Consider the following 13,745-nt stretch of genomic DNA (forward strand, 5'->3'; position numbering starts at 1 on the left):
CCCTGAGGGAATTCAGACCACTGTTGTCTGTCGTAAGTTATGAAAGCTTTGGTGCAGCCGCTGGTTTTTGATTGATCACATTCATGGCCAGCGCAATCATTGAACCCACATCGGACACGGAGGCTGGGAGCACGAGGGTGTTACTGGCTTTCGCCAATTCCCCAAATTCTCCGATATATTGTTCTGCCACACGAAGCTGAACCGCCTCAAATCCCCCTGGAAGTTGAATCGCTTCGGCAACCTTTCGAATACCTTCGGACGTGGCTGTCGCAATCGCGAGGATGGCTGAGGCTTCTCCTTCGGCTTCGTTGATTTGTTGCTGTCGTTTCGCTTCAGAGGCTTTGATGACCTGCTGCTTGTCTCCCTCGGCTTCGTTAATGGCCGCATCCCGTTGACCTTCGGACGCCAGTACCACCGCGCGTTTTTCCCGTTCAGCCCGCATTTGCTTTTCCATCGCGCTGAGCACATCTTTGGGCGGGTTGATATTGCGGATTTCGTATCGAAGGACTTTGGCACCCCAGGGAGAGGAAGCTTTGTCTAATTCGTTCACGACGGAAATATTGATCGTGGTCCGTTCTTCGAAGGTCTTATCCAGGTCAATTTTTCCGATCTCACTACGAAGCGTGGTTTGGGCGAGCTGAGAAATGGCGAACCGGTAATCGGTAATGCCATAGGAAGCCCGTTCGGCATCCAGGACTTTGATATACAAGACCCCGTCCACTCCGACCTGCACATTATCCCTGGTAATACAAATTTGTTCTGGGACGTCCACGGCCATTTCTTTTAGAGTATGTTTGTATCGAATCACATCTAAAAACGGGATGAGGATGTGAAGTCCGGCGTTCAATGTTGTCGAATAGCGTCCTAATCGTTCAACGACATAGGCGCTCTGTTGAGGAACCACGACAGCGGTTTTTGCTAGAATGATAAATGCGAGCAAGGCTAAAACCAATGTGACCAGCAATTCACCCGACATGAGATTCCTCCTGTGTCATCGGATCCGCCTGAATCCAGAGTGTCAACCCTTCAACTCGAATAACTTTGGCCTGCGATCCTTTACCTAGGGTTGATGTTCCAGCATTACGGGCAGTCCAGCTTGTTCCATGGAGTTCCACCTTTCCTATTCGTTGGGCGTCAAGATTTTCCAGAACAGTGGCAAACTCTCCAACCATGGAATCCACCGGAACCTCATCCTTTTCCCTTATGAAGCCCGTTCCTTGAAGGGGTTTCTTCATGGCAAAGAGCGAGATGATACCGAAGAACACGAAACTCAACCATTGCAGCCAGGCGGCTTCGGTCAAGCTTAGCCAGGTGAGGGCACTCACCATCAACGCCGCTACCCCGAAAAACAGAAAATAAAAATTGCCCAGGCCTCCAAGGGTGAGGATTTCCAACCCTATTAAGATCAAACCCATTATCGACCAATGCCACCAAAGCATCGTAAAGGGACTCCTCTCTGTTGCAAAGATAACGGCAGAGGGGGACAGGGGGATGCCGTTTTTCTATTATATCGGGCGTCGTATGGCGAAAACTAAGACCAAATGATTTTTTTGTTGAGAAGGGAACGCTGCGGTACCGTCTTTAGGGAAAGATTAGCACAAATTTCCGGAAAGGTCTTCCTCCCAGGAAGGCAAAGCTGCATTTCGAATGAGGAGTTGCCGGTAATCCATGAACGTTCAGCTTTGCCCTGCAAACACTGTCTTTTGGCTTGAGAAATGTTCGAATTGGATTTGATAATTTCAAACAAAACCGGGCACGATGCCTGGGGGGTCCGTGAATTCCGGCACGGCTCTTTTCCCGGTTGAGAAAACGGAAGTTGTCAGGTGAAGACAACCGACAAGTCTCATTTCCAGCTATACAGGGTTGTGTTGACTGATCGTGCCATGTCGTCGGTCCTGTTTCTACCCCGTGGGCAGGTCAGGGTGTTCGACAAAAACAGAGGGTGGAAACTTTCTGCCGGTTTTCGAGTGGCGGAGGGTGCGTTTCAGGACGAAGTCAAACAACAAAGGATTGTAGTCATAGATTTCATTGAGGGCGTCCCGTTCTTCAGAGTTGATATGACCTGAGGACATGAGTGATCGGGTTTGAATCACGATATTGATTGCAGGCAGGGGATAATCGCTCCCATTGATGAGTCTGGAGTGAATGGAGGGATTGGATAAGATCTTATCGAGGTTGTGATGCCGATTGTATTGGGTCAGGGCCGAAATGTCGGCAAACACCAAACCTGCATACTTGGGGTCTTCAAGCATTTGAATGGCCAGATCGATATATGGCGTGCCGGGTGGACAGAGGGTCTCCTCATGTTTTTCGCATTTCCCCAAACTGGCGACATGCGCCATCACGACTTTCACTCCCATGTCCAGGGGCATTTTTAATAATAAGGGATTTCCAAACCGCTGAAATTCTTCTGCTTCCGTGGCAACCTCCACGCCCGTATGGGAAATCAGGACCATGTCGTTCTCTTTCATGATGCGATAATACGGAACGAGTCTGTCCTGCATGGTCTCTGACGCCGGATCAATACCCATGGCATTGGGCAGCCATTTCACAAACCGAACGCCTTGTTGTGCATAATGACGAAGCGCGGTTGTGGCATCCTCCCGATAAGGGTGAATGGAGATGATAGGGAAAAAGATATCGGGATTCTTCCTGGCGATGGTCATCACATATTCATTGGGCACATGAAACGTTGATAATTCCCGATCGGGACGTCCTTGCTCATAATGGAAAAAATCAAACGCCATGATGCCGAATTTTCCCCGTTCAGGCATGAACTGAATAAGGTCTTTCAAGCGAGCAAGGTATTGGGCGTCGGCCTGCTGTTCGTCGGTAACCACCGCCGCACTCTTATAGATTTCAAACTGGAAAAAATGAATCAGCCCATGCCAAGGGGACTGCCATTCCTCATTGACAAAGGTTCCATTAATGTTTTCATTCATGCCCAACATATGAACGTGATAGTCGCGAAGCGTTTCACCCTGTATGCCCTCGAACGCCTGTTCGACCAGCGAGCGGGCCCCGGCATTAATCTCTTTTTCCAAATCCTTGGGTTCATGGTCGAAGGCGCCCCCCAAAAGATCGCAAGAACCACAGAAGGCACTCACAGCAATCAGCATTGCCCGGAGAATATAGGTCGGTTCCGTTCTCATATGCTTGTGTGGAATCATGTTAAGTGTATCTGGTTCGTGGTGATGGGTTCGATCTCACTGACAGACAATATTTGATATGTAACGAAAGGTTTTAGAAATTACACACGTAAACCAAGAATGTGCCCATTCTATGTTGGCTTCCTTTTAGAGAAAAGGGGAGGGATGGATTTGCCTTGTGATCTTTCGGGAAGGCAAAATGGTAAATGTGCATTCCGTTCCAACCCTATCGTAAAAAATGTTTGGGCGAAATATTCTTTCCCGCTTTTTTTGGTATTTCTGAAGACTTGGTTTACAAACTTTATACCTTGACTAATTATCAGAATTAACTAAGAATCTTCCCAACTTTCTGCTTAGGTAACAATTTCATTGATCAGGTGTAGGGGTGTTATGTGGAAGGAGGATTGATGTCTACTCCCCCGAAATCGGTAACATGGCCGTCACTGCCTTTCGAGGAGTGGAAGGATACCTATGCAACCTTGCATATGTGGACGCAGATTGTCGGCAAGGTTCGCCTGGCCAAGAGCCCCTGGATCAATCATTCCTGGCATGTCACGCTCTATGTGACCACGAGAGGGCTGACCACATCCCCCATCCCCTATGGAGACCGTACGTTCCAAATCGACTTCGACTTTATCGACCATCAGGTGATCGTGCAGACAAGTGATGGCCTCAGCGGGAGGATTCCACTTCAACCGCAGTCGGTCGCGACATTCTATTCCTCTCTTATGGCTGAGTTAAGAAAGCTGGATGTGAAGGTACATATCCATTGTGTGCCGAATGAAGTCTCTGATCCAATTCCATTTGATGAGGATGAAACGCACCGAGCCTACGATGCCGCCAATGCCAACCGGTTTTGGCGAGTCCTGGTACAGGCCGATCGAGTTTTTACAACGTTCCGGGCACGCTTTATCGGAAAATGCAGCCCCGTGCATTTTTTCTGGGGTGCGCCGGATCTGGCCGTTACCAGATTTTCGGGACGATCGGCGCCGAAGCATCCCGGCGGGATTCCCAATTTGCCGGATTGGGTCACGCGGGAAGCCTATTCGGAGGAAGTCAGTAGTTGCGGGTTCTGGCCAGGTGGAGGTCCGATTCCCTATGCGGCTTTCTATTCCTATGCCTATCCGGCCCAGCCGGACTTCTCCGCAGCATCCGTCAAACCGGATGGGGCGTTCTATAGTAACGATCTGCATGAATTTATTCTTCCCTACGATATTGTCAGGGAGGCAACATCGCCGGACGATACCCTTCTTGAATTCCTGCAAACGACCTATGAAGCCGCAGCCAATTTGGCAGAGTGGGATCGCGCCTCTTTGGAACGAAGGAGCGACCCCAAAATTACAGGGGCATGAGACTGTTCCTATTGGTGAGTGGGCAACCTTCGGTTTCTATTTGTTTGATGGCAGGGTAATTCAACGAGCAGCCTAGCCAGCCTCTGGGTATGAAAGATAATGACGCCTTCCATTGCTGATACCCGTTGCTGCATTGTTGGTGGTGGCCCGGCCGGGATGATGCTCGGATATTTGCTGGCCCGGTCCGGGGTTTCCGTCGTCATTTTGGAAAAGCATGCCGATTTTCTGGGCGACTTTCGCGGCGATACCGTGTATCCATCGACGCTTCAGGTCTTGAATGAAGTCGGTTTGCTGAAAAATTTGATCAACTGCCTCAACGCCAAGTTGATCATTTGAGTGTGAGCATCCGGGGACGGATGCAACAGGTGATCGACTTTCGTGGACTGAAGCCGTTTGCCTATTTGTCATTGGTGCCGCAATGGGATTTTCTTGATTTATTGACCGATGAAGGCCGAAGGTATCCGCACTTCGATTTGCGCATGCGTCACGAGGCCATTGGGCTGATTGAAAAAGAGGGACGCGTGGCTGGTGTTCATGTGCGTTCGCCCGAGGGTGAGGTGTCGGTTCAGGCAGATCTGATCGTCGCCTGTGATGGCCGTCATTCGACTTTGCGTGAAGCCGCTGACATGCCAAGGCGGGACTATGGAGCGCCAATGGATGTGCTGTGGTTTCGTGTGCCACGAAAGCATAGCGATCCGGAAGATACCTTCGCCATCGTGGACTCCGGCCATATGATGGTGCTGCTCAATCGGACCGAGTATTGGCAGGCTGCTTATGTGGTGCCAAAGGGGAGTGATAAACCATTGCGGGCCCAACCGGTCGAGACCCTATGCGATTTGGTTGCCAAACTGGCACCTTTTCTCAAGAACTCTGTCCGAGCTTTGGCCACCTGGGATGAGGTGAAAACATTGGTTGTGCGGGTCGATCGCCTGGAACGCTGGTACCGGCCAGGTCTGCTATTAATCGCAGATGCCGCGCACGCGAGTCACCCATCGGGGGTGTCGGGAACAATTTGGCCATTCAAGACGCCGTCGCCGCTGCGAATGCTCTCGCTTCGAACCTACGGAACGGAAACCCGATTCAAGAAACACTGTTGCGCGAGGTACAGGAACGCCGTCTGTTACCGACCAGAATCATCCAGGCTCTGCAGGTGCAAGCTCAGAATTGTCTCATTTCCAAGGCCCTGGAGAGATCGGGAGACTCACCGGAATTTCCGGCGATTTTCCGATGGCTGTTACGGTTCCGTCCCGTACGAAATATCCCCGCCCGTTTGATCGGCTATGGCATTCGCTGTGAGTACGTGCGCATGGGCGAATCCCTTCCCTGATCCTGACCTGTTTTCGAAGACCATTGTTGTCCGCTCTCTTGTATGTTCCCTGAAGAGGATAGAATGGTGGTGAGTTTTACCTCACACGTGAGTTTTTTAATTTTACTAAAAGGTCGTATGAATGCAGGAGATTAATCCGTGTTGGCAGGTATTTTAGAACCCACTGCTTGACTATCTTGAATTGTGTCTTGACTAATTTCAAAAAATAACAAAGAATCGGCCAACCGTCATTCCCAAACGGATGCTTGTGGGTGGACGTATCGTCACGGGGAAGGAAACGGAATAAAGCAGCGCGATGACGAAGTTGTATGCTCTCCAGCATCCGGGCTATACCATTCGCTGCAAGGGGATGCCGGGTGGATGGGGGAGTCGGGAGCCGGATCATCCTATGCCGACCAATGTTCAGGAGGGTTGAGCCATGACTTCACTCAACCCGACACTACTTTTATGACGTGAAATGTAATGCCTATGGGTTGCCTGTTGCGGGGGTCAGGCGGTATTCCGACTCATCTAAACCATCGTGATAAGTGGAATGCTGGCGATAGATTCGTGATACGAAGGTAGGCTCCGTAGTGCATGGTGCCTATCCGATGCTGATGCCGCCGAGGAGTGGTGCAGTTCACCGGACATGAAAATGGAGCATATCTTCTTTGACAATTGGCAGGCCTTAGCTCGAACAGGGTACATGAGCGTGTTGGCTTACCTATGCCTTCTTACTCTTCTACGATTGTTCGGCAAACGAACCTTATCCAAAATGAATGCCTTCGACTTGGTCGTGACTGTCGCTCTCGGCTCGACACTGGCAACCATTTTGCTCAACCAAGACGTGACATTGGCTCAAGGGGTTCTGGCTTTGGTTCTGCTGATTGGGATGCAATTTCTGGTGACCTGGTCCAGCGTCCGTATTCGATGGATACGCAAGCTGGCCACAGGGGAACCCACATTATTGTTATACCAGGGTACCCTGCTGTCTCAGGCATTGGTCAAAACACGGGTGACTGAAGATGAGGTGCTGGCTGCGGTTCGGAGCGCAGGAGTGGCGATGTTGAATGAGGTGCACGCTGTGGTGTTAGAGACTGACGGCTCCTTCAGCGTCGTCCGGAGCGGTAAGGGTTCCGGAGAGTCCAGCCTCAAAGGAGTCAGTCGACCGTCGGGCATTCCACCCACAATTATCAATGGCTAAACGATACTAATCAGGGGAGCCATGACAAATAAGGCAAAGGACGTTCGCATTGAAACCGACTCCTTTGGTTCGATTCCTGTGCCCGCTGGCAAATATTGGGGTGCACAGACCCAACGTTCCTTGGAGAATTTTCAAATCGGCCAGGAGCGTTTGCCTCGCCCTCTGATCCGGGCGTTGGGTATCGTCAAGCGTTGCGCGGCCCTATCGAATGTCACCCTGAACACCATTGATGAAACAACCGGCAAGGCTATTACTGATGCGGCACAGGAGGTTATCGACGGCAAGTTGGACGATCACTTTCCCCTTGTGATCTGGCAAACCGGTTCCGGCACGCAGTCCAATATGAACGCCAATGAGGTGATTGCCAATCTGGCCATCGAACGTCTGGGCGGGACGCTCGGATCAAAAACGCCGGTTCATCCGAATGATCACTGTAATCGCAGCCAGTCTTCTAATGATGTCTTTCCGACGGCGATGCATATTGCGACGGTTGAGCAACTGCACCATGTCCTGATTCCATCCTTGGCATATCTCCACCAAGTCTTGTTGGATAAGTCGCAAGCCTGGGAAGGCATTATCAAAATCGGACGAACCCATTTGCAGGACGCCACTCCTCTCACGTTGGGTCAGGAATTTTCAGGATATGCCGCTCAGGTGCAATTGGGGATTGGTCGGATTCAGGATAGTCTTAAACGACTGTATCCTCTGGCGCAAGGGGGTACGGCTGTGGGTACGGGATTGAATGCAAAGCCCGGGTTTGGTGTGCAGTTTGCTGAAGAAGTCGCAAGGTATACGCAGCTGCCCTTTCTTTCGGCTTCCAATAAGTTTGAAGCGTTGGCCACGCATGATGCCATGGTGGAAATCTCCGGTGCGCTTAATGTTCTCGCCGTCAGTTTGAATAAAATTGCCAACGATATTCGCCTGTTAAGTTCCGGTCCGCGGTCCGGTCTTGGAGAACTCTCACTGCCGGAAAATGAGCCGGGTTCTTCCATCATGCCGGGAAAGGTAAATCCCACTCAATGCGAAGCCATGACCATGGTCTGTGCGCAGGTTATCGGAAATCACACGACTATCACGATTTCCGGCGCACAGGGGCATCTTGAACTCAATGTGTTCAAACCTGTTATTGCGTACAACGTGCTTCAATCCATCCGCCTCCTCGGCGATGCCGTCATGAGCCTGACCGATAAATGCATTGTGGGCATTGAGCCCAATACCGGCCGTATTTCCGAGCTGATGGAACAATCCCTGATGCTGGTCACGGCATTGGTTCCTCACATTGGTTATGATAAGGCTGCCAAAATTGCTCAAGGGGCCTTAAAAAATGGACGCACTCTGCGCGAAGAAGCTATCGCCGGCGGTTTTGTGACTGAAGAAGAATTCAATACCTTGATCCGTCCGGAACAGATGGTTCGGCCAGAGTAATCCCAACATCACCTACAGCATTCTGGATCCTTCCGGGAAGGAATTTAAAACGAAAAATTGCGATCTCTTTCGGCCACAGCTTTGACATAATCCTCCATGCCCTTCATGACCGCACCCACCTCGAGATCAGATTCGTTAATTTGTCGGGCGATCGCACAGGCTGAACAGACCCACGGAGGAATACCTTGAGACAGAATGGTATTGGCCAACACCTTCAATGCCGGTAGCCCGACTCCCTGTACACCATCTACCGTACCCTTTTTTGCTAAGACGACGGCCTCGGCCTGAAGCCACAACACGACCTCATGCCCTTGTTGGTGAGCCGCCTGTGAGGCGATAAACGGAAGGGTGGCCATGGTTGGATCATCCGTTCCCTTACTTCCGGCAATGACAAAGCGTGCCATAGATTTCTCCTTTCATAAAATTTTGCTCTTGGATACCCCCCCAGCTTGCTGGGGGGAGGAAAAGAGCAAGCCCGCGAAGCGGGCTGAGTTTGGTATTCTTCCATGCATGAGTCTCAAACGAACCAGAGGCGCTGTTTACGATCTCAAGTATCATGTGGTGTGGGTGCCTAAATATCGTCGGATGGTTCTGGGCGAGCGAGTAGCGAATCGGTTGAAGAGGATTTTTCAGGAGATTGCCGAACGGTATGGCTTTGAGATGGATACCCAAGAAGTAATGGAGGATCATGTGCATATATTTCTTTCGGTCCCCCCACGCTATAGTCCTGCCCAAGTAGCGCAGAGGTTGAAAAGTATTTCGGCCCGCAAAGTTTTCCAGGAGTTTCCCGAGGTGAAGCAGCAATTGTGGGGTGGGGAATTGTGGAACGATGGATATTTTGTCCGAAGTGTAGGGGACCAAGTAACGGCAGAGGTGATTCGTCGGTATATCACGCATCAACATGATCCCAAACAACTGAAATTAGATTTCTAAATCTTAAATGCCTCCCAGCTTGCTGGGGGGTTCTTTACTGAAAATAGAATTCCTCTTTTTGATTTTATTATTAAAAGATAATAAGATCCCAATGATCTTATAGATAGAAGAAATTTTAAAAATTTTTTGATGCGGGGCACTAACCACCAATAGCTCGAGAGCAAGAAGATAAATGACAGCGAAAAAGCGTTCTTTTTTAAAGCAGTTCTCTCGGCAACAATCGCCTACCGTTTTTCTAAACTACGCTAATGATGGCCATGTTTACGCGAATAAGCTCACGGAATCATTGATCGAAAACGGTATCCGCGTGTTAAACGACAAAGATTTCACCATTATGTCTGGTGAACTCTGGATTGACCGACTGCAACAGTATCTTCTGGAAAGCGACGTTTTAATATATCTAGCAACACCTTCATCCCTCAGATCGAAATGGATAGTGGAGGAACTTAGATTCTCTTTGCAGCGAAAATCAAATATCATCCCGATCTTTTTTGAAGCGCGCTTGGAATTCGTCCCATTTTTTAGCAGGGACATACTTTGGCTAAAGGAAGAAATGGAGGCTCTTGAACGAGGACCGAGTAAAAAAGGTCTTGAGAAAATTCTACAGCTCCTCGGGGATTTCGCAAAAAAACCAGGACCTTCATCTTCGGTGCCAAGACAATTCCGACCAAGAGGAAAACATCCCTTAAATGAAGGAAAACTTATCCTTATTGGTAGAGGCGAAGTTGGGAAGACATCCCTTGTCAGGAGGCTCACGAAGGATGAATTTCAAGGTGACGAATCGAAGACGCAAGGCATCAACATAACAACATGGCCTCTGACGTGCTCTTCCGAGACCATTCGTTTAAATGTGTGGGATTTTGGCGGACAGGAAATCATGCACGCTACGCATCAATTCTTCCTGACCGAGCGAAGTATATACCTTGTGGTACTAAATGGGAGGGAAGGAGGCGAGGATATCGATGCTGATTATTGGCTAAAGCATATCGCGAGTTTTGGCGGTGACTCTCCAGTCATCATAGTTCAAAACAAAATCGCGCAGCATCCCTTCGATCTGAATTATCGTGGTTTGCAAGTAACCTTTCCATCCGTTCGGGCTTTCGTAAAAACAGATTGCAAAGAAATGATTGGTTTGGACACGCTTCAACAGACGATCCTAGGCATTGTCGCAGAAATGCCTGAGGTGCGTATGCCATTCCCGGCTGACTGGTTTACTGTGAAAGAAAGGTTGGAATCCATGAAGGAAGATTTCATGGGTTATGAACGGTTTAGGGAATTATGCCAGGAACAAGGAATCGACGATGAGTCTGATCGCGAAACCCTGAGTTGGGTGCTTCACTGCCTTGGAATTGCGCTCAACTATCGTGACGATTCACGATTGCGAGAAACGAGCGTATTGAAACCAGAATGGGTAACGCAAGGAATCTATAAGATTCTTAACGCGACGGTGCTTTCCGAGCGGCGGGGCGAATTGCACTTGAATGATCTTAAGGCGCTGTTGCCAAAAATACAGTACCCCATTGATAAGCACCACTTTATTCTCGAAATAATGCGGAAGTTCAGCCTTTGTTTCGCATTTCCAGATCAAATTGATCGTTACCTGGTTCCGGAGTTGCTTGGGAAGGAAGAACCTGAAGAAACTTGCCATTTTATGCCTAGTGAATGTTTAAACTTCGAATATCATTATGGCGTTCTTCCAGAAGGGCTTATACCGCGATTCATCGTACGCTCTCATCCACTGAGTCGGGACCAAGAGCGCTGGCGCTCAGGAGTAATCCTAGCCCACGAAGGTTGTAGGGCTCTTGTCACAGCCCGGCCCTCTGACCGCAAGGTAATTATTCGTGTTAAAGGCGAAGATTCGGGATCTAGAAGACGACTCCTAGCAATAATTCGCTATGATCTTGACAGAATAAATGCCGAGTTCAAGGATCGGTTGGACGCACAGCAAAAGGTGCCACTTAACGAGGCTCCTGAGTTTTGCGTTGACTACAAGAAGTTAGTTGAGTTTGAGCGGCATGGCGTTCAGGAGTTTCCGGAGTTTATCGGTCAACGTGTTGTGACAGTGCACGTCAGCGAATTGTTGAACGGAGTTGATTTGGACGCGCAGCGTGAGGAAACGCTTGATGCATTTGTTAAAGGCAAGGCTGTATTCTTCAGTTATTCGCATAAAGACGAACCTCTACGAGATGAGCTAGAAACACATCTCAAGTTATTGCAGCGGCAGGGTATAATTTCCACATGGCACGACCGAAAAATTTTGCCTGGCGGTGAGTGGGACCATGAGATAGATCATCATCTCGAACGGGCGAAAATTATTCTCTTGCTAGTCAGCGCGGATTTCATAGCCTCGAATTACTGTTGGGACACCGAGATTAAGATGGCGATGCAGCGGCACAATTCGGGGGAAGCGACTGTGATTCCTGTTTTAATTCGTTCGTGCGATTGGGATAGCGCACCATTTGCGAAGTTGCAGGGGTTCCCTCGGGATATGAAAGCGGTTACAGCTTGGGAAGATCGGGATGCCGCTTGGACGGATGTTGCAAAGGGAATTCGGTCATTTGCAGAAAAAATATAGAAACGACGCACTGCGAAATGTGCCTAACCAGTCGCCGATCGGAGCCTCCCATCCAGTCGGAAACAAATGGAGCACTGATTGGCGGCGGTCCGGTTAGCTTCATCTTTCTGCACAACCGCTGGCTATGAAGATGAAATGGTTTTTCCCTTGTGAAAAGAATGGGGCCAAGGTTTGTATTGCCATGTCTTCTTTTTAATGGAGGTAAAGCTGTCTTTAGAAACTCTTGTGTGGGATATAAAAAAACTCGTCAGGCAGAAGTTTCTAACGGCTGTTTATCTTCATCCGTCTCAATGGGATTTTACCCCGTAATCCAATGCCAGAATTCGACGTACCAAGGGGTGCCGTCGTCTTCCATGATGGTCTGGACCACAAACGGCCTTCGATGCCCCTCCGAATCACCCATATCCATTCGTCTAGCCTGCCCTTCGTTATCGACCAGAATGAAATTGGCCTTGGTGATCGTGGGGGTACCATCGCATAGGTTTCCCCTGTGGGTGTGACGAGGGCTTTGGGCGTCAGATGCTCCTCTTTTTCTAAATTCAATAGGTTGCCGACCTGCTTCTGTAAGTCCTCCGACGAAATCACGGTGCCTTCCAGTTCGGCCTGCAACGGATTGGGGTTGCCGGTGGTCGCGAGTGTGACTAAGGCTTCTGAAGCTTTTCCCATGACGGTGGCTGGTCTTTTCATTCGCATAGGCTGGTGCCGCCTTGCGGGTGTCAGAGCTGTCATGATGGTGATTATCGAACGGTGGAATCAACATGGCTTCCACATGAACTCCTGTTGACCTAACTCCTCGTTCTTTTGCCCGCCAAATCAGATTTTTAAACCAACTGCCAATTGGGTGCACTACCGTTTACTCTAAAACTGGAACTGCTCTACAGCAGTAATCCAATTTTCTTTCAAATACGACTTAATCATGCTATGATTAGGCATGTATTATGATGATTATCGTATCCTATGGAGGGTCATACCATGAATGTCAGATTTCCCGATGTCGATGAACACTACATCAAGACCAAGGTCGAAGCCGGGTTTTATGTGAACGAAACCGAGCTGGTTCGTGATGCGGTTCGTCATATGCGCGAGGAAGACGAACGCAAGACCCAGTTTCTGTCTGCAATCAAGGTCGGGCAGGACCAGGTAGCGAGCGGACAGCATCGGGAATTGACGCCAGACGTTCTAAGCGAGCTACGTCAAAACGCAACTAGAAAAATCCAGGAAGGACACAATCCCAAGTCTGATGTCCTCCCCAAATAAATACACCCTATCTCTCACTCAAGAAGCAGAAAGCGATTTTATCGATATTCTGGTTTACACCGCCCAGCAATGGGGCGAGGAGAAACTGCAAGAATACGATGCCTGCCTTTGTCACGCCCTGGATGTCGTGAAAGACAATCCCCTACTGGGGTACCGCCAATCCTTGTTACCCGAAGACTATCGATGTTTTAACGTCAGAAAGCATGTCCTGGTTTATCAGATTAAGAGTTCCCATATTTATGTGCTGCGGATACTGCATCAACGTATGAATCTCTCTGATCATGTGTAAAACCCTACTCGGAGTTTTTCCGATTTCCACCCATTAGAAAGGCTCCGGTCAAGTGGGCACACGTCGCATATGATTCTGAGTGTTCTCATTGACTCCGACGACTCCCCCTTACGATTGCCAGCTACCCCTTTTTACTGCATCCAAGTTTTCTGTGGTTGCGGTGTCGACTTCATACCCTGAGTCGCACCAGGATCGGAATGTCGGCCGTTGCCAAGGTGAGCAAGGCCTCTGCCGCTTTTTCCATAACGGTGCTTG

General features: G+C 49.4%; 13 protein-coding genes and 1 pseudogene. 9 read left to right on the forward strand and 5 right to left on the reverse strand.

Annotated features, from left to right (window positions below; genetic code table 11):
• Window positions 1–37: 37 nt before the first annotated feature.
• From ACTRXD_RS13125 to ACTRXD_RS13135, 3 genes are all read right to left on the reverse strand, one after another.
• On the reverse strand, window positions 38–976 hold the full coding sequence (locus tag ACTRXD_RS13125) for an SPFH domain-containing protein (RefSeq protein WP_442432243.1): 939 nt from the start codon (window positions 974–976) through the stop codon (window positions 38–40).
• A complete protein-coding gene (locus tag ACTRXD_RS13130; protein WP_442432244.1) occupies window positions 966–1,439 on the reverse strand; it encodes an NfeD family protein in 474 nt (157 codons plus the stop codon). The genes ACTRXD_RS13125 and ACTRXD_RS13130 overlap by 11 nt, the downstream gene beginning before the upstream one ends.
• Window positions 1,440–1,901: 462 nt before the next feature.
• On the reverse strand, window positions 1,902–3,152 hold the full coding sequence (locus ACTRXD_RS13135) for an amidohydrolase family protein (RefSeq protein ID WP_442432245.1): 1,251 nt from the start codon (window positions 3,150–3,152) through the stop codon (window positions 1,902–1,904).
• A gap of 404 nt (window positions 3,153–3,556) precedes the next feature.
• Here ACTRXD_RS13135 and ACTRXD_RS13140 point away from each other — a divergent pair, with 404 nt between their 5' ends.
• The 5 genes and pseudogenes from ACTRXD_RS13140 (at window position 3,557) to fumC (ending at window position 8,436) form a co-directional block, all read left to right on the forward strand.
• The gene (locus tag ACTRXD_RS13140) at window positions 3,557–4,501 is read left to right on the forward strand and encodes a DUF5996 family protein (protein ID WP_442432246.1); all 945 of its coding nucleotides are present in this window, start codon (window positions 3,557–3,559) and stop codon (window positions 4,499–4,501) included.
• 99 nt (window positions 4,502–4,600) lie between these two features.
• Window positions 4,601–4,837, forward strand: a complete 237-nt coding sequence (locus ACTRXD_RS13145; RefSeq protein WP_442432247.1) for an FAD-dependent monooxygenase — start codon at window positions 4,601–4,603, stop codon at window positions 4,835–4,837.
• Between the two features lie 20 nt (window positions 4,838–4,857).
• A pseudogene (locus ACTRXD_RS13150) lies at window positions 4,858–5,828 on the forward strand (FAD-dependent monooxygenase).
• A gap of 634 nt (window positions 5,829–6,462) precedes the next feature.
• Window positions 6,463–7,011, forward strand: coding sequence for a DUF421 domain-containing protein (locus tag ACTRXD_RS13155; protein WP_442432386.1), 549 nt, complete (start codon window positions 6,463–6,465; stop codon window positions 7,009–7,011).
• 21 nt (window positions 7,012–7,032) lie between these two features.
• Window positions 7,033–8,436: a class II fumarate hydratase gene (gene fumC, locus ACTRXD_RS13160; RefSeq protein ID WP_442432248.1), complete on the forward strand. Its 1,404-nt coding sequence runs from the start codon at window positions 7,033–7,035 to the stop codon at window positions 8,434–8,436.
• A 44-nt stretch (window positions 8,437–8,480) separates the two neighbouring features.
• Here fumC and ACTRXD_RS13165 read toward each other — a convergent pair whose 3' ends face one another.
• Entirely contained in the window at window positions 8,481–8,840 is a 360-nt protein-coding gene (locus ACTRXD_RS13165; protein ID WP_442432249.1) for a DsrE family protein, read from the reverse strand.
• 106 nt (window positions 8,841–8,946) lie between these two features.
• Between ACTRXD_RS13165 and tnpA the strand changes: the two genes are divergently transcribed.
• Both tnpA and ACTRXD_RS13175 read left to right on the forward strand, forming a co-directional pair.
• A complete protein-coding gene (tnpA, locus tag ACTRXD_RS13170) occupies window positions 8,947–9,369 on the forward strand; it encodes an IS200/IS605 family transposase (RefSeq protein WP_442432250.1) in 423 nt (140 codons plus the stop codon).
• 172 nt (window positions 9,370–9,541) lie between these two features.
• The gene (locus ACTRXD_RS13175; protein ID WP_442432251.1) at window positions 9,542–11,944 is read left to right on the forward strand and encodes a COR domain-containing protein; all 2,403 of its coding nucleotides are present in this window, start codon (window positions 9,542–9,544) and stop codon (window positions 11,942–11,944) included.
• A gap of 261 nt (window positions 11,945–12,205) precedes the next feature.
• On the opposite strand, the gene ACTRXD_RS13180 is transcribed toward ACTRXD_RS13175, so the two are convergent.
• Entirely contained in the window at window positions 12,206–12,637 is a 432-nt protein-coding gene (locus tag ACTRXD_RS13180; RefSeq protein WP_442432252.1) for a hypothetical protein, read from the reverse strand.
• Between the two features lie 279 nt (window positions 12,638–12,916).
• On the opposite strand from ACTRXD_RS13180, the gene ACTRXD_RS13185 reads away from it, so the two are divergent.
• Together ACTRXD_RS13185 and ACTRXD_RS13190 are read left to right on the forward strand one after the other, a co-directional pair.
• Window positions 12,917–13,201, forward strand: coding sequence for a ribbon-helix-helix domain-containing protein (locus ACTRXD_RS13185; RefSeq protein WP_442432253.1), 285 nt, complete (start codon window positions 12,917–12,919; stop codon window positions 13,199–13,201).
• Window positions 13,185–13,490 (forward strand): type II toxin-antitoxin system RelE/ParE family toxin, encoded by a 306-nt coding sequence (locus ACTRXD_RS13190; RefSeq protein WP_442432254.1) that lies wholly within the window; start codon window positions 13,185–13,187, stop codon window positions 13,488–13,490. Before ACTRXD_RS13185 ends, ACTRXD_RS13190 begins: the two co-directional genes overlap by 17 nt.
• Window positions 13,491–13,745 lie beyond the last annotated feature (255 nt).

Origin of the sequence: Nitrospira sp. T9, from assembly GCF_052156535.1 — a bacterium.
Lineage (GTDB): Bacteria > Nitrospirota > Nitrospiria > Nitrospirales > UBA8639 > Nitrospira_E.